Raw genomic sequence first — 15,377 nt, 5'->3', positions numbered from 1 at the left:
GTTTCTTGTCCTCGCAGCTCAGCGGTTGTTACAGGGCGGCGCGCTTGCGGCGCTCCATCATGCGCAGCACGAAAGGCGTGAAGATCAGCTGCATGGCCAGTTCCATCTTCCCGCCCGGCACCACGATGGTGTTGGCGCGCGACATGAACGAGTCGTGGATCATGCTCAGCAGGTACTGGAAGTCGATGCCTTTCGGGTTGGCGAAGCGGATCACCACCATGCTTTCATCCGGCGCCGGGATCTCGCGCGAGATAAAGGGGTTGGAGGTATCCACGCACGGCACGCGCTGGAAGTTCACATGGGTGCGCGAAAACTGCGGGCAGATGTAGTTCACGTAGTCCGGCATGCGGCGCAGGATGGTGTCGGTCACCGCCTCGGTGGAGTAGCCGCGCTGCTTCTTGTCGCGCCAGAGTTTCTGGATCCATTCCAGGTTGATGACCGGCACCACGCCGATCAGCAGGTTGGGATATTGGGCGACATTGATTTCGTCGGTGACCACGCCGCCGTGCAGGCCCTCGTAGAACAGCAGGTCGGTGTCGGCGGGCAACGGCTCCCACTCGGTGAAGGTGCCCGGCTCCTGCCCGAAAGGGGCGGCCTCCTCCGCGCTGTGCAGGTAGTGCCGGTGCATGCCGGTGCCGGTTTCCGCATAGGAGCGGAACAGGTTTTCCAGGTCGCCGAACAGGTTGTTCTCCGGGCCGAAATGGCTGAAGTTCATGTTGCCGGTGCGCTCGGCCTCGGCCATCTTGACCTTCATCTCGGCACGGTTATAGCGGTGGAAGCTGTCGCCTTCGATCACGACTGACTTCACGCCTTCGCGGCGGAAGATATTCTCGAAGGTACGGGTCACCGACGTGGTGCCGGCGCCGGAGGAGCCGGTGATGGCAATGATGGGATAGCGTTCTGACATGGCCGTGCACCTCAGGCAGACGCGCGAAACAGGCTGCGCTCGTTGAACAGGGGATTGGGAAGGTCGGGATCCGACTGGTTGGCGTGGTAGTCCTCGATCCGCTCCACTTCATTGCGCGAACCGAAGATCACGCCGATGCGCTGGTGCAGCCCGCCCGGCGCCACCGCCATCAGCGGCTGCCGGCCGGTGCTGGCGCGCCCGCCGGCCTGCTCCATCAGGAAGGCGATCGGGTTGGCCTCGTAGAGCAGGCGCAGGCGGCCCGGCTTGGCGGGATCCTTGGTATCGCGGGGGTACATGAAGACACCGCCACGCATCAGGATGCGGTGCGCCTCGGCCACCATCGACGCAATCCAGCGCATATTGAAATCCTTGCCGCGCGGGCCGCTCTTGCCGGCCATGCACTCGGAGATATAGCGCTGTACCGGCGCCTCCCAGAAGCGGCTGTTGGAGGCGTTGATGGCGAATTCCTGGGTCTCGGCGGGCACGCGCAGGCCCGGGTGCGTCAGGAAGAATTCACCCAGGTTCGGATCGAGGGTGAAGCCGTTGACGCCGTTGCCCACGGTCAGCACCAGCATGGTGGTGGGGCCGTAAAGCGCATAGCCGGCAGCCACCTGGGCCGTTCCGGGCTGCAGGAAGTCCTGCTCCGTCACGGCGTCCGCGCCTTCGGGCGCGCGCAGCACCGAGAAGATGCTGCCCACCGAAACGTTGACATCGATGTTCGAGGAACCGTCGAGCGGGTCGAACACCAGCAGGTACTTGCCGCGCGGGTAGCACGCGGGGATCTGGTATGGCGCCTCCATTTCCTCCGAGGCCATGCCGGCCAGGTAGCCGCCCCACTCGTTGACGCGCAGGAAGGCCTCGTTGCTCAGCACATCCAGCTTCTGCTGGATCTCGCCCTGCACGTTGATGGCCGACTCGTTACCTTCCGCACTACCGGCGCGGCCGTGCAGGCCGCCCAGCGCGCCGAAGGCCACCGCGCGCGCGATCTCCTTGCAGGCCATGGCCACGTTAAGGATCAGGCCGTTGAAGCCGCCGCCGGCATCCGGGTAGCGGCGGCGCTCCTCGATCAGGAACTGCGTCAGGGTCATCCTCTGGACTTCGGGCATGACAGGTCTCCTCTTCATTTGCTATGTGTTCTTGTCTGGCGCCGGCGCGGGCTAGGTGAGCGTCGCGGCCTCGCGCAGTCGGCGCAGGATGCCGCGGTAGCCGCCGCCGGCGTCCGGCGCGCCAAACACGGCGCTGCCTGCAACGAAGGTGTCGGCGCCCGCGCGGGCGATCTCCGCAATGTTGTCGGCCTTGACGCCGCCATCGATTTCCAGCCAGACCGCTCGCCCGCCGGCCTCCACCTGCCGGTCGATGCGCGCGCGCACCTGGCGCAGCTTGTCCAGCACGCCGGGGATGAACGCCTGGCCGCCGAAGCCGGGATTCACGCTCATCAGCAGCACCAGGTCGAGCTGGCCGAGCGTGTGGTCGAGCCAGCCCAGCGGCGTGGCCGGGTTCAGCACCAGGCCGGCCTTGCAGCCGTGCTCGCGGATCAGCGCGATGGTGCGATCCACATGGCGGCTTGCCTCGGGATGGAAGCTGATGATGCTTGCGCCCGCCTTGGCGAACATGGGGATCAGCGCGTCGACCGGCTCCACCATCAGGTGCACATCGATAGGGATGGACACATGCGGCCGGATCGCCTCGCACACCAGCGGCCCGATGGTCAGGTTCGGCACGTAGTGGTTGTCCATCACGTCGAAGTGCACCAGGTCCGCGCCCGCTGCCTCGATCGCGCGCACCTCTTCGCCCAGCCGCGCAAAATCCGCCGACAGGATGGACGGCGCGAGGCGGACGGCATGTTGGTCGTTGGCATGCATGTCAGGCTGCCTCGAACAGGGTGCCGCGATGCCAGTTGCGCAGTGCGCCCAGGTCAGCCCAGCGCTGCGCCGCGCCGGGCAGCTGCTGCGGCAGCGGCTGCCCCGGATCGCCCAGGTGCGGCAGCACCAGCAGCGCGCCGTCGAAGCGTTCGTGCGCGGTGTAGGCGCTGGGCGTGACCAGGGTGGCAATGCCGGCCGCCTGCGCGGCGCGCAGCCCGTTCTCCGAATCCTCGATCGCCAGGCAATCCCCGGCTTCCAGGCCGAGGCGTTCCAGCACGGCCAGGTACACATCCGGGGCCGGCTTCTTGATGGCGGTGGTGCCGGCGTCGCCGATGGCGGCGAAGCGCTCGCGCCAGCGCTGGCCCAGCGGCACCTGCAGCAGCGCATCGAGATTGGCCGGCGTGGTGGTGGTGGCGATGGCGATGGGCACGCCGGCACTGCCGGCCTCGTCGATCAGCCGGGCAATGCCCGGGCGCAGCGGCAGCTGGCCGCTGCCGACGCGCTCGGCGTAGTGGCGTGTCTTGATGGCATGCACGGCGTCGATAGTCTCCCTGACCTTGCAGCCGCGGGCCTCTTCCGGATCGACCATCCCCCAGTAGTGCAGCAGCCGCTCCTTGCCGCCGGCCACCTTGAGCAGGCGCGTGTAGAGCGCCTCATCCCAGCACCAGTCGAGGCCGACCTCGGCAAAGGCGGCGTTGAAGGCCTGCAGGTGGGCGGTCTCGGTATCGGCAAGCGTGCCGTCGACATCGAAGATCAGGGCTTTCATGGCTTACTCCGCGGCCGAAGGCTGCGAGAACACGCGGCTGGCGCGCAGGTCCCCGGCCGTGATGGTGGTCAGGGCACGGTCATCGACCACCGTGCCGGGATCGTCGAGCAGCCGCGACGCATGGCGCAGGCGCGCGCGGTCCAGCGCGTTGCGCACGCTGCGGGCATTGGCGAAATGCGGCTGCGCCATGCGCCGGGCCAGGTAATCGGCAAATACGGCGCGGCTCTCGTCGTCGAAGTGGTATTGCATCTCCGCCAGCATCAGGTCGGCGATCCGGCGCAGTTCCTCGAGCTGGTAGTCGGGGAAGTCGATATGGTGGGCAACGCGCGACGACATGCCCGGGTTCGATTCGAAGAACCGGTCCATGCGGTCCTTGTAGCCGGCCAGGATCACCACCAGGTCTTCGCGGTTGTTCTCCATCACCTGCAGCAGGATCTCGATGGCCTCCTGGCCATAGTCGCGCTCGTTCTCCGGGCGGTAGAGGTAATAAGCCTCGTCGATGAAGAGCACGCCGCCCATGGCCTTCTTCAGGATCTCCTTGGTCTTGGGCGCGGTATGGCCGATGTACTGGCCGACCAGGTCGTCGCGGGTCACGGCCACCAGGTGGCCGCGGCGCACGTAGCCGAGCTGGTGCAGGATCTGCGCCATGCGCAGGGCCACCGTGGTCTTGCCCGTGCCGGGATTGCCGGTGAAGCACATATGCAGGCTGGGCGCCCCCGCGCTGAAGCCGCGCGCGGCGCGCAGCTTGTCCACCAGCAGCAAGGCGGCAATGTCGCGGATGCGCGCTTTCACCGGCTTCAGCCCGATCAGCTCGCGGTCGAGCTGGGCCAGCAGCTCGGTGATGCCGGAGCTGGCCAGCGACTCGGCCAGCGAACCAGGCAAGGCAGCGGGGTGCTGCAGTGGTGCGGTCGTTTCAGGTGCGGACATGGCAGGCTCCGTAGGTTTCATCGAATCCGGGGCGCAGCTTCCCCCCGCGCGCTGCCTGACCGCGGCGCGCCCGTGGGACTGCACAGTGAGGGAATCGCCGGCGGGCAGTGCGTGGCTGCGCTACGCGCCGGTGCGGCCGCTGCCGTTCAGTAGCGGCAGCCTTCGGGCCGCGCCTGCACGGCGTAGCTCTCGATCGAGTAGCGCAGCGTGCGGCCGGGCCCTTCCTGCCGCACCAGGCGGAAGCCGGGTTCGTCGGCCGGCCGGTTGACGATGAACGACATCACCACCGACTCCACCGTATGCGTCGAATCGAAGGCCGTGACGCGGATGTAGTGGTTCGGGAAGGTGTTCCGCGCGTTGTTGATTTCCATCAGGATGCCGGCGGCATCGCGCAGGTCGAACATCGGCAGCCCGAACATCTCCCAGTACGTATTGCGCGGGTGCGGGTCGTCGGTGTATTCGATGCCGACCGCCCAGCCCTTGTTCAGGCAGTATTCGAGCTGCCTGGTGATCTGCTCGTCGGTGAGGTCGGGCAGGAAGGAGAAAGTGCCTTGAGTGATGCGCATGATGTCCTCTCGTTCTGTGGTGTTCAGGGGCTCGGGGGCTCAGGCCACCGACGCGGTGGGCACGAAGTCCGAGGTATCGGTCGGCGTGTAGTTGAAGGTGATGTCGCCCCAGGTATCGAGCGCCGCCCGCAGCGGTGCGCACCAGCGCGCCGCGTCGCGCAGGATCTCCGGCCCTTCGTTGAGGATGTCGCGTCCTTCGTTGCGCGCCAGCACCATCGCTTCCAGCGCCACGCGGTTGGCCGTGGCACCGGCCTGGATCCCCTGCGGGTGGCCGATCGTGCCGCCGCCGAACTGCAGCACCACGTCGTCGCCGAAGAGGTGGATCAGCTGGTGCATCTGGCCCGCGTGGATGCCGCCCGAGGCCACCGGCATCACCTTGCGCAGCGAGGCCCAGTCCTGGTCGAAGAACAGCCCGCGCGTCAGGTCGGTCTGAGTATAGGCATCGCGGCAGACGTTGTAGTAGCCCTGCACGGTGAGCGGATCGCCTTCCAGCTTGCCCACCGCGGTGCCGGTGTGCATGTGGTCGACGCCGGCCAGGCGCAGCCATTTGGCGATCACGCGGAACGACACGCCATGGTTCTTCTGGCGGGTGTAGGTGCCGTGGCCCGCGCGGTGCAGGTGCAGGACCATATCGTTCTGGCGGCACCAGTTGCTCATCGACTGGATGCAGGTCCAGCCCACGATCAGGTCGACCATGATGATGACCGAGCCCAGCGACTTGGCGAACTCCGCGCGCCGGTACATCTCTTCCATGGTGCCGGCGGTCACGTTCAGGTAGCTGCCCTTGACCTCGCCGGTGGCGGCCGAGGCCTTGTTGACCGCGTCCATCACGAAGAGAAAGCGGTCGCGCCAGTGCATGAAGGGCTGCGAGTTGATGTTCTCGTCGTCCTTCATGAAGTCCAGCCCGCCCTTCAGGCCCTCGTACACCACGCGGCCGTAGTTGCGGCCCGACAGGCCCAGCTTGGGCTTGGTGGTGGCGCCCAGCAGCGGGCGGCCGAACTTGTCCAGGCGCTCACGCTCGACGATGATGCCGGTCGACGGGCCGGCGAAGGTCTTCACGTAGGCCACCGGGAAGCGCATGTCTTCCAGGCGCGCCGCCTTGATCGGCTTGAAGCTGAACACGTTGCCGATGATCGAGGCGGTCAGGTTGGCGATCGAGCCTTCCTCGAACAGCGACAGGTCATAGGCCACGTAGCAGAAGAACTGCTCGGGGTTGTTGGGTACCGGATCGACCCGGTAGGCCTTGGCGCGATACATGTCGCACGCGGTCAGGCGGTCGGTCCACACCACCGTCCAGGTGGCCGTCGACGATTCGCCGGCCACCGCGGCGGCGGCCTCGACCGGATCGACGCCGTCCTGCGGCGTGATGCGGAACAGCGCCAGGACATCGGTGTCCTTGGGCACGTAGTCGCCGTCCCAGTACCCCATTTCCTTGTACTTCATCACGCCGGCGTCATAGCGCTTGCGCGGCTTGCTTTGGATCGTTTCAGGTGCGTTCATGCTGGTCTCCCTTCCGTGGTTTGGCGGCGTGACTGCTCGTTGGAAAGAAAGATATCCGGCCACCAACATAAGGTAAATTCAGATATTCTTAGCCCCTGTATAAGCCATCCTTTAAGTGAGGCGCGGGCCGCACACCCGGGCCTCAGATCAAAGGACAAACCCCAAGCCGCCCCCACTGCCCATGTCCTCCTTCCTGCGCGCCCTCACGCTTCGCCAGCTCCAGATCTTTGTCACGGTGGCCCGCCACGCCAGCTTCGTGCGCGCGGCCGAGGAGCTGCACCTGACGCAGCCGGCCGTCTCGATGCAGGTCAAGCAGCTGGAATCCGTGGTGGGGCTGGCCCTGTTCGAGCGGATCCGGGGCCAGCTCACGCTGACCGAGCCCGGCGACCGGCTGCTGCACCATGCCTCGCGCATCCTTGGCGAGATCAAGGATGCGGAGGAAGGCCTGCAGGCGGTCAAGGATGTCGAGCAGGGCTCGATCACGATCGGGCTGATCAGTACGGCCAAGTACTTCGCGCCCAAGCTGCTGGCGGGGTTTACGGCGCAGCATCCCGGCATCGACCTGCGCATTGCCGAGGGCAACCGCGAAACGCTGCTGCAGCTGCTGCAGGACAATGCCATCGACCTGGCCCTGATGGGCCGTCCGCCACGCGAGCTGGACGCGGTGTCAGAACCGATCGCCGCGCATCCGTACGTGGTGGTGGCCTCGCCGCGGCATCCGCTGCGCGGCGAGAAGCGCTTCGACCTGCAGGAACTGCGTCACGAGACGATCCTGCTGCGCGAGCCCGGATCCGGTACCCGCACCGTGGCGGAGTTCATGTTCCGCGACCACCTGTTCACACCGGCCAAGGTGATCACGCTGGGCAGCAATGAAACCATCAAGCAGGCGGTGATGGCGGGCATGGGGATCAGCCTGCTGTCGCTGCATACGCTGTCACTGGAACTGCGTACGGGAGAAATCGCGTTGCTGGATGTGACGGGTACGCCGATCGAGCGCGTCTGGCATGTGGCGCATATGGCAAGCAAGCGCCTGTCTCCGGCCAGCGAGAGCTGCCGGGGCTATCTGCTTGAGCACACTGCGGAGTTCCTGGGGAAGGAATATGCGGGGCTGCTGCCTGGGCGGCGCGTGGCGTGATGAAACAAGGGGACGCCGGGATTTGCAGGTGATCGGCGGAAGCCGACAGGCGCAGGATTCAGTGGATGGGCTGTCGCACCCGCATGAACGGCTGTCGCCAGATAATCAATCCGGTTGTTCGTCGTCCGTCGGTGCTTGAAGCAGGTGCCCGTACGCGTGCTCGGCATTCGCCTCGTCGACCCCGACGCGCGTCACGGTGCAAACCTTGGAGATCATGTATCCCACACCGGCGATCCGGTGCTGGTGGCGGGGCGCGAAGGCGTTCAGGTGCGCGGTGATGCAACGGTCGATGGCCTGGCAAGCCGCAGCGTCATCGAACTCTGGCAGGAATGCAATCGAGATACCGGGTAGCTGGTAGTCGAGCAAGCGCGCCTCTGCCAGACGGGTGTACAGATTGCCGTTGCGGAAGTCCGCCGGGATGTCGTCCCATTCCGGCAGCAGTTTCATGGTGCTGCACTGCACGTCGCCATCGGTAATGCTGTCCACTTCGGCGCGCGAGAGCGAATAAGTCATGGTGGTTACATCCTTCCAAGAACATCGCGACACGAGACATGCCGGCAACGCGCCCAGGCTGGACACGCGTTGATTTCGGTCATGACCTACATGGCATAGCCTAACGGCGCCAGCGGGCCGCCCGCCATGCAAAGGATGCCAACGACTTTGCATTACATGCCACTGTGTCGGATTGGTGCCCCATAGGGCACACCAAAACGCGGCATAACGTGTTTGGCGAGGATGGAGCCCCCTCCGCGTACCCTGCTTACAGTCGAGTCACAGGCCGAACCCGCCTGGACTATGCTGGAGTGGTTCCGGGCTGAGGCATTGCCGGCAGTCCGCTTTATCGGCAGCGGCAGCAGAACGAGCCCATAGCGATTGGAACGGTCCGACTTTGCCTCGCTCGGCATTGCGGGTCGTGCCATGTTCGGTGCTGGTGGCGCGTGATTATCTGGCAGACCTACTTCGACGTGAGATCGGTATGCTCTATCAGATTGTGGAGTATCAAAGGGCAACAATGGCGGCCTTGGCGATACAAGCGAGCCGCGCGTTTATCCACCCCATGAGTCCGTTTTCTTATGTGCCTGGCGCAAGCGACTTTGCCGCTTGCTGGGAAATGCTCAGTCGCGTCGGCTCGCCCTGCGATGAGCCCTCGTTCAGCATTACAGCGATTCAGCTTCGTGGCTGCGTTGTCCCGGTGGAGGAAACTGTCCTTTTAGAAAACCCGTTTTGCCGCCTGCTGCGCTTCACGACTGGCTCCGCCAAACATGAGGCTGGACAACCGTCTTCATCAATACTTCTGTGCGCACCGTTGGCGGGTCACCATGCCGTCATGCTCCGCGAGGTCGTGGAGTCGTTGCTGCACGAACATATCGTCTATGTCACAGATTGGAGCAATGCGCGCAACGTGCCTGTGAGTGATGGCCCCTTCCATCTGGACGACTATGTGCTTTTCATCAAACGCCTTATTCGTCAGATCGAAGCGGAATCGCTCCATGTCCTCGCCATCTGCCAGGCCACTGTGCCGACGTTGGCCGCCGTTGCGCTGCTGGCGAGCGAGGATGAGCCGACACCGCAAACCTTGACTCTGATTGGCGGTCCGATCGATGCGCGTCGCAGCCCGACCGCGATCGGGGATCTCGCCGCTCGTCATTCCCTGCAGTGGTTTCAACGCAATCTGATTCACGCGGTGCCTGAGCCGTACATGGGCGTCGGACGCCAGGTTTGCCCAAGCTTCGTGCAAGTCGCCGGCCTGGCCGCGGCGGAGTCATCTTCATTGACGACCCTGTATCGGGACTTCTGCCTCAGTCTTGCGCGCGGCGACGCCGATCTTGCGCAGAGGCATGGGCAAGCATTGGACGCCTATAACGCCGTGCTCGACATGGCGGCAGAGTTCTACCTGGATACCATCAGCACAGTGTTTCAGGACTTCCGGCTGCCGCGCGGAACATGGCAGGTGCAAGGACATGCGGTGCGACCACAAGACATCCGTACGACCGCATTACTCACCATTGAAGGCGAGTGCGACGAAATCTCTGGCCGGGGACAGACCCATGCGGCTCATGATCTGTGCCAAGGCATTGCCCTGCGCGGCAAGCGGCTCGTTACGGTGCCGCGCTGCGGCCATTATGACCTTTTCTCTGGCCCTTGCTGGCATAGGGAAGTCTTTCCCACGATATGCGATATGACGCGACGCGGCATTGACGCCCGGGCGAGCATGGGAAGCGTTTGACATGGCGCCGGCTAACGTGGGCGGCTGCGTATCCCGGCCTGCATCAGCGCCTCGCCCGGCGGTGCCACCTGCAGCGTCGCCAGCAGCAAGCCCATGCCGGCCAGGATGCGGTACTGGCTGGCCAGCTGGGTGTACTGGCCGGTCACGTACGCCGTGCGCGCGCTGAAGTACTCATTCTCGGCATTGAGCAGGTCGAGCAGGCTGCGTTGCCCGATGCGGAACTGCCTGCCGTAGCTGACGCGGGTGGCGTCGCTAGCCTGCACATATTGCTCCAGGCTTGCCAGCCGGTCCTGCGCGGTGCGATAGGCGTTATACGCCAGCGACACGCTTTCCTGCACCTGACGGCGCAGCCGCTCCAGGTTCTGCTCCGCTTCCTGGATCTGGTAGCCGGCCTCGTTGATCCGTGCCTTGTCGGCATTGCCGCGGAACAGGTTGTAGCGCACCCGCAGCATTACACTGCGCTCATCCGTGGTGCCGAGCACCCGGTCGCGGTCGCGCGCCGCGCCCACCTCCAGGTCCAGCCGCGGCCACATGGCCGAGCGGGCCAGCGAGCGCGCGGCCTCGGCTTCGGCGATATCGGCCTGCCCCGCGCCCAGCGCCGGATGGCTGGCGCCGGCCACCAGCATCGCCTCGCGCTCGGTGGCGGGCAGCACGGCCGCCAGCGATTCCGGCCGGGACAAGCCTTGCGGCGGCGCGCCGACCACGCGCAGGAACGCCGTCACGGCCTCCTGCAGCGCGCCCTGCTCGGCGCGCAGGTTAGCCTGTGCCAGCGCCAGCCGGCTTTCGGCCTGGTAGAGATCGGCGCGGCGCAACACGCCGTTGTCGGCACCGAGCCGGATCTGGTCGTAGATGTGCTGGTGCGCTTCAAGGTTGGCCATCCCGATGGCCACCGTTTCCTGCCGGCGCAGCACCTCCACATAGACGCCCACCGTGCGCAGCGCGATGTCTTCGGCGGTGGCGCCCACCCGGTAGGCCGCGCCTTCGATGCGCGCGCCCTGCCGCTCCACGTCGCTGCTGACGCCAAAGCCGTCAAACAGCATCTGTGTAATCGTCACGCCGGCCAGGTGGCTGGCATAGGAGGAATCAGCCAGTCCCATCGCACGCGTGCTGTGGCTGTCCAGGCGCACGCGGCCGGTGGCGGCATTGACGTCGACCCGCGGCAGGTAACCGGCGCGCGCCTGCTTCAGCCCCTCGTCGGCGGCCAGGCGGCGGCTGCCCGCCGCCAGCACTTCGGGATTGGTGTGCACGGCCTGCTCCACCGCCTGCTGCAGCGCCTGGGCGGCCGCGTGCGGCGGCGCCGCCATGGCTGCCCATAGCAGTACGGATGCCAGCCGGCACCATGCTGTCGTCATGCTTCCCCCAGATCGGGTACACCGCGCTCGCCGTGCCAGTGCGTGCGCAACGCGGTGCCCTGCCCGTTTATTATGGTTTTCTACTGCGCCGGCAGCGGTGCCGCCGGTCCTGCCTTGCCCAGCTTGCTGCTTGCGCCTGATGCTTGCCTTTGACGCCAGCGGTGAAGTGATATGAAATCAGCGGTATGAATCAAGCGGTATGAATATTGCCGTTGCTCAGCAGCGTATTCAGGTCGAGCCCGACCACGCCCTGCAGCACCGCCACGTCCTGGAAGGCCGCGCCCGAACCACCGCCATCCCGGTCAAGGCTGACCACGGTATTGCCATCAATCTCGGCGAGCCGCACGAATTGCGCCGCGTTCGCGGTGGTGACACTGGCGCCGGACAGCAGGTCGGACAGGTCCAGCACATCGCCACCTGCCGCCGCGGGCGTGACATCGAAATCGGAGATCGTGTCGACCGAGGCCGCATCGGCGCGCAGGAAGCGGTAGGTATCGCTGCCGCCGCCGCCGCTCAGCTGGTCGGCCCCGGCCCCGCCCACGAGCAGGTCGTTGCCGCCGCCCCCTGCGAGCTGGTCGTTGCCCGCGCCCCCACGCAGCACGTCGTCGCCGCCCGAGCCGGTAATCGTATCGTTGAAGGCCGACCCGATCACCCCTTCCATGTTCCGGTAGCTGTCGATGCCCAGGCCGGACGCCGTCCCCAGATCGACGGTAGTCGTCGCGCTGCCTTGCGTCAGCGTGAAGACAACCGAGCTCATCGCATCGGCAAAGTCCAGCAGGTCGAGGCCTTCGCGGCCGTCGATGATGTCATTGCCGGCGCCAGCGCGAATGATGTCGTTGGCCAGGCTGCCCGTCAGGGTGTCGCCAAAGCGCGAGCCGATCACACCCTCCATATTCTGGTAGGTGTCGGTACCGAGTCCGGTCCCCGAGCCCGTGTTGAACTGGGTGGCGACGTTGCCCTGCGTCAGCGTGAACGTCAGCGACGCGCCTGCGTCGGAGAAATCCAGCAAGTCGATCCCTGCGCCACCGTCGATGTTGTCGTTGCCGGCGGCACCGCGCAGTACGTCGTCGCCGGCACCACCGTTGAGCGAGTCGGTACCCGATCCGCCAATGAAGACGTCGGCAATGCCGGCGCCGGTCAGCGTGTCGTTCTGGGAGCCGCCATCGAGATAGGAAGCCTGGTATTCCAGTCCCTCAAGGGACACCTTGGCACCGTTCTCGGTGAGCATGACATTGACCGAGACAGTTGCGGTACTGGTGCCGCCGGCGGCGTCCGAAACGGTATAGGTGAAGCTGCCGGAGGTCTTGTCGACGTCGAAGCGGATGTAGCTGCCGTTGGTATCCGCGACGAAAGCCAGGTTGCTGACGCCCCCGTTCGCGGAGCCCAGCCCCGTGACCGACAGCGCCATGCCATCGACATCGCCATCGTTGGCAAGCAGTGCGCTGACCGGAATCAGGATGGTGCTGCGGCTGTTGCCATTGCTGTCGTTGGAGACATAGACCAGGTCGGATGCCGCCACCGGTGCATCGTTGACAGCACTGAGCGTGATGGCAACGGCGCTGGTGTCGGCTGAGATGCCGTCGCTTGCCTGCATCTGCACCGACGCCGTGCCGGCATAGTCCTTGTCGCCGACGAACGTCATCCCGTCCAGCGCGGCATTGATCGCCGCGTCGGTGCCCGTAAACGTCATGGTGCCGTCCGCGGTGCCATCTCCCGCCAGGAACTGCAGGCCGGCAATGCCGTTCAGCGTGATCGTGCCGGCTGCCGCCGTCAGCGTCACGGTATGGCTTGCGTTGTCCACATCCGCGATGCTGAGCGCATTGCCCGTGGCCGAACTGAAAACCAGCGGTGTGTCTTCCCGGCCCGCCTGCACCGTTGGCACGGTGTTCACAACGGTATCGTTTTCACCGGTGATATTGACCGTGATGACCTGGCTGGCGCTGAGATCCGACGATTGCACGGTCAGCGTGTCGGTCACGTGCTGCCCCGCTGCCAGCGCGTCCGCCTTGCCCTGGTCAAGCGTGTAGGTCCACGCGCCCGTGTCGCTGTCGAAGGAAAAATTCCCGTACTGGCCGACCAGGCTGTCCGGCGCCACGGCGGCAAAGTGCGACTGCCCGGCATCGCCATCGCTAACGGTCAGCATGCCGCTTGCGAATGCGTCGCCCGTGGTGCCGTTGGCCACGCCACCCGCCTCGGTCACCGAGGTCTCGTCGCCGGCCGATGCGGTGATGATGGCCTGATCGTTGGTGCCGGTGATATTGACACTAATCGTTTGCCGGGCGGTCTGGTCCGCTGACACCACGGTCAGCGAATCGCTGGCCTGCTGGCCTGCGGTCAGCGATTCGGCCTTGATGTTGTCAAGCGTGTAGGTCCAGGCGCCGGTATTGCTGTCGAAGGTGAAGGTGCCATAGTTTCCGGAAAGGCTGTCCGTCGGCACAGCGGCGAAATGCGCTTCACCGGTATCGGCATCAGTGACCGTCAGCGTTCCGCCGGCCGAAGGATCACCGGCAATGGCGTTGGCCAGCCCTCCGGCCTCCGTCGCCAACGTATCTTCGCTGGTCGATGCCGTGATGGTGGCGTGGTCGTTGGCGCCGGTGATATTGACGGTGATGGTCCGCTGGGCGGTCTGGTCCAGTGACACCACTGTCAGCGAATCGGTGACCTGCTGGCCTGCGGTCAGCGATTCGGCTTTGCTGTCGTCAAGAGCGTAGGTCCAGGCGCCGGTGTTGCTGTCGAAGGTGAAGGTGCCATACTGCCCGACCAGGCTTTCCGCCTGCACGGCGGCGAATTTCGCTTCACCGGTATCGACATCGCTGACGGTGAGCCTCCCACTGGCCGAAGGATCACCCGCAACGGCATTGGCCACCCCGCCAGCCTCTGTCGCCAACGTATCTTCGCTGGCTGACGCATGGATGGTGGCCACATCGTTGGCACCGTCGACCCGGATGGTCAGCACCGACGATGCCGACGCCTGCCCATCGGTCACGCTGTAGCTGAAAGTCTCATCGACATGGTCGCCACGCCGCAGTGCCTGCACCTGCGCATTGCTGTTGTCCAGCGTGTAGCTGTAGCTGCCGTCGGCGTTGATCTGCAGCGTGCCGTACTGGCCGACATAGATGCCGGGACTGGACACCGCCAGCACGTTGCCGGCGTCGATATCGCTGTCATTGGACAGCACATTGCCGGTAATCGGATTCGGATGATTGTCTTCGGCCATGCCATGGGTGTCGGCGGCGGCCGTGGGCGCATGATTGTCGTAGCCGGCAAAATCGCTCCTGGCGAGTTCATGCAGGCCGTTGAGCTGGATGACCATCTCCGCTGTGGCGGGATTGCCATCGACATCCACATAGACATAGGTATTGCCGCCCGATTGCCCGAACCAGGCGCCATGAGCCGTCGGCGTGCGGCCTCCCCATTCGAAGCCGGTCTGTCCCAGCACCGGCCGCAGGTCGAGACGGTCGGTGCCGCGCTGGAAGTCGGTGATGACATCCATGCCGCCCGCAGAAGAATCCATCACGGCGCTGTAGACGAACACATCGCGGCCTGCACCGCCACTCAGCAGATCGCCGCCACCGCCGCCGCCGATGGTGTCGTTGCCACCTTCGCCATAGACGGTGTCCTTGCCGTTGCCGCCGGCAATGATGTCGTCGCCGCCCACGACGGCGTTGTTGCCGTTGTCGCCGTAGATCAGGTCATCGCCATTGCCGCCAGCGATGCGGTCGTTTCCAGGCTGGGCCGACTCATGGCCGCGCCCAAGCTGGTAATCGGCGTAGCTGTCGAAGCCGTCGCCATAGATGGTATCGCCGCCGTTGTCGCCGGTGTAGAGCGCAGAGCTCGCATCGAGGCTGCCGATTACATCGTCGCCGCTGCCGCCATAGACCGCATCGGCCCCGTTGCCGCCCGCCAGGCTGTCGCTGCCGCGCCCGCCGAATACCCGGTCCTTGCCATTCGCACCCAGCAGGGTGTCGTCGCCGTCGCCGCCTTCGACGATATCGTCGCCGTTGCCCGCGTCGACGTAGTCATTGCCATCGCCGGCGCTGACATAGTCGTTGCCGTTGCCGCTCAGGATGGTGTCGCTGGAAGTGGTGCCGCTGATATTGTCGATGCCATTGCCGCCGGTCAGTGTTGCCATGGT

General features: G+C 65.4%; 12 protein-coding genes. 2 read left to right on the top strand and 10 right to left on the bottom strand.

Translation table 11 applies throughout. The annotated features are described in order from the left end of the window. Positions 1–28 precede the first annotated feature (28 nt). From AC5WJ1_RS26980 to AC5WJ1_RS26950, 7 genes are all read right to left on the bottom strand, one after another. On the bottom strand, positions 29–907 hold the full coding sequence (locus AC5WJ1_RS26980) for a phosphoribulokinase (RefSeq protein WP_135702750.1): 879 nt from the start codon (positions 905–907) through the stop codon (positions 29–31). An 11-nt stretch (positions 908–918) separates the two neighbouring features. Next, positions 919–2,013, bottom strand: a complete 1,095-nt coding sequence (locus AC5WJ1_RS26975; protein WP_133094596.1) for a class 1 fructose-bisphosphatase — start codon at positions 2,011–2,013, stop codon at positions 919–921. A gap of 51 nt (positions 2,014–2,064) precedes the next feature. Next, positions 2,065–2,769 carry a ribulose-phosphate 3-epimerase gene (gene rpe, locus AC5WJ1_RS26970; protein WP_135702751.1) on the bottom strand — a complete coding sequence of 235 codons (705 nt, stop codon included), beginning with the start codon at positions 2,767–2,769 and terminating at the stop codon, positions 2,065–2,067. A 1-nt stretch (position 2,770) separates the two neighbouring features. Beyond that, complete coding sequence (locus AC5WJ1_RS26965) at positions 2,771–3,535, bottom strand: HAD family hydrolase (RefSeq protein WP_135702752.1); 765 nt, start codon at positions 3,533–3,535, stop codon at positions 2,771–2,773. A 3-nt stretch (positions 3,536–3,538) separates the two neighbouring features. Beyond that, positions 3,539–4,462 carry a CbbX protein gene (gene cbbX, locus AC5WJ1_RS26960; protein ID WP_135702753.1) on the bottom strand — a complete coding sequence of 308 codons (924 nt, stop codon included), beginning with the start codon at positions 4,460–4,462 and terminating at the stop codon, positions 3,539–3,541. Between the two features lie 146 nt (positions 4,463–4,608). Beyond that, positions 4,609–5,028, bottom strand: a complete 420-nt coding sequence (locus AC5WJ1_RS26955; RefSeq protein WP_494476744.1) for a ribulose bisphosphate carboxylase small subunit — start codon at positions 5,026–5,028, stop codon at positions 4,609–4,611. A 39-nt stretch (positions 5,029–5,067) separates the two neighbouring features. Beyond that, on the bottom strand, positions 5,068–6,528 hold the full coding sequence (locus AC5WJ1_RS26950) for a form I ribulose bisphosphate carboxylase large subunit (protein ID WP_133094591.1): 1,461 nt from the start codon (positions 6,526–6,528) through the stop codon (positions 5,068–5,070). A gap of 181 nt (positions 6,529–6,709) precedes the next feature. Here AC5WJ1_RS26950 and AC5WJ1_RS26945 point away from each other — a divergent pair, with 181 nt between their 5' ends. After that, positions 6,710–7,663 carry a LysR family transcriptional regulator gene (locus AC5WJ1_RS26945; RefSeq protein WP_133094590.1) on the top strand — a complete coding sequence of 318 codons (954 nt, stop codon included), beginning with the start codon at positions 6,710–6,712 and terminating at the stop codon, positions 7,661–7,663. A gap of 105 nt (positions 7,664–7,768) precedes the next feature. On the opposite strand, the gene AC5WJ1_RS26940 is transcribed toward AC5WJ1_RS26945, so the two are convergent. Further along, positions 7,769–8,176, bottom strand: a complete 408-nt coding sequence (locus tag AC5WJ1_RS26940) for a hypothetical protein (protein WP_195427216.1) — start codon at positions 8,174–8,176, stop codon at positions 7,769–7,771. A 463-nt stretch (positions 8,177–8,639) separates the two neighbouring features. Between AC5WJ1_RS26940 and phaZ the strand changes: the two genes are divergently transcribed. Next, positions 8,640–9,890: a polyhydroxyalkanoate depolymerase gene (phaZ, locus tag AC5WJ1_RS26935; RefSeq protein ID WP_135702755.1), complete on the top strand. Its 1,251-nt coding sequence runs from the start codon at positions 8,640–8,642 to the stop codon at positions 9,888–9,890. Positions 9,891–9,901: 11 nt separating this feature from the next. Here the strand turns inward: phaZ and AC5WJ1_RS26930 are convergent, their stop codons facing one another. Further along, the gene (locus AC5WJ1_RS26930; protein WP_135702756.1) at positions 9,902–11,242 is read right to left on the bottom strand and encodes a TolC family outer membrane protein; all 1,341 of its coding nucleotides are present in this window, start codon (positions 11,240–11,242) and stop codon (positions 9,902–9,904) included. Positions 11,243–11,432: 190 nt separating this feature from the next. Beyond that, positions 11,433–15,374, bottom strand: a complete 3,942-nt coding sequence (locus tag AC5WJ1_RS26925) for a beta strand repeat-containing protein (protein WP_494476743.1) — start codon at positions 15,372–15,374, stop codon at positions 11,433–11,435. Positions 15,375–15,377 lie beyond the last annotated feature (3 nt).

Source organism: Cupriavidus sp. MEYA8 (genome assembly GCF_059278825.1).
This window is presented reverse-complemented; position numbering and strand designations above follow the sequence as displayed.

What these genes read in the sequence shown, in the direction of transcription:
- AC5WJ1_RS26980 (WP_135702750.1), bottom strand. Translation starts at nt 907, where the DNA reads ATGTCAGAACGCTATCCCATCATTGCCATCACCGGCTCCTCCGGCGCC.
- AC5WJ1_RS26975 (WP_133094596.1), bottom strand. Translation starts at nt 2,013, where the DNA reads ATGCCCGAAGTCCAGAGGATGACCCTGACGCAGTTCCTGATCGAGGAG.
- rpe (WP_135702751.1), bottom strand. Translation starts at nt 2,769, where the DNA reads ATGCATGCCAACGACCAACATGCCGTCCGCCTCGCGCCGTCCATCCTG.
- AC5WJ1_RS26965 (WP_135702752.1), bottom strand. Translation starts at nt 3,535, where the DNA reads ATGAAAGCCCTGATCTTCGATGTCGACGGCACGCTTGCCGATACCGAG.
- cbbX (WP_135702753.1), bottom strand. Translation starts at nt 4,462, where the DNA reads ATGTCCGCACCTGAAACGACCGCACCACTGCAGCACCCCGCTGCCTTG.
- AC5WJ1_RS26955 (WP_494476744.1), bottom strand. Translation starts at nt 5,028, where the DNA reads ATGCGCATCACTCAAGGCACTTTCTCCTTCCTGCCCGACCTCACCGAC.
- AC5WJ1_RS26950 (WP_133094591.1), bottom strand. Translation starts at nt 6,528, where the DNA reads ATGAACGCACCTGAAACGATCCAAAGCAAGCCGCGCAAGCGCTATGAC.
- AC5WJ1_RS26945 (WP_133094590.1), top strand. Translation starts at nt 6,710, where the DNA reads ATGTCCTCCTTCCTGCGCGCCCTCACGCTTCGCCAGCTCCAGATCTTT.
- AC5WJ1_RS26940 (WP_195427216.1), bottom strand. Translation starts at nt 8,176, where the DNA reads ATGACTTATTCGCTCTCGCGCGCCGAAGTGGACAGCATTACCGATGGC.
- phaZ (WP_135702755.1), top strand. Translation starts at nt 8,640, where the DNA reads ATGCTCTATCAGATTGTGGAGTATCAAAGGGCAACAATGGCGGCCTTG.
- AC5WJ1_RS26930 (WP_135702756.1), bottom strand. Translation starts at nt 11,242, where the DNA reads ATGACGACAGCATGGTGCCGGCTGGCATCCGTACTGCTATGGGCAGCC.
- AC5WJ1_RS26925 (WP_494476743.1), bottom strand. Translation starts at nt 15,374, where the DNA reads ATGGCAACACTGACCGGCGGCAATGGCATCGACAATATCAGCGGCACC.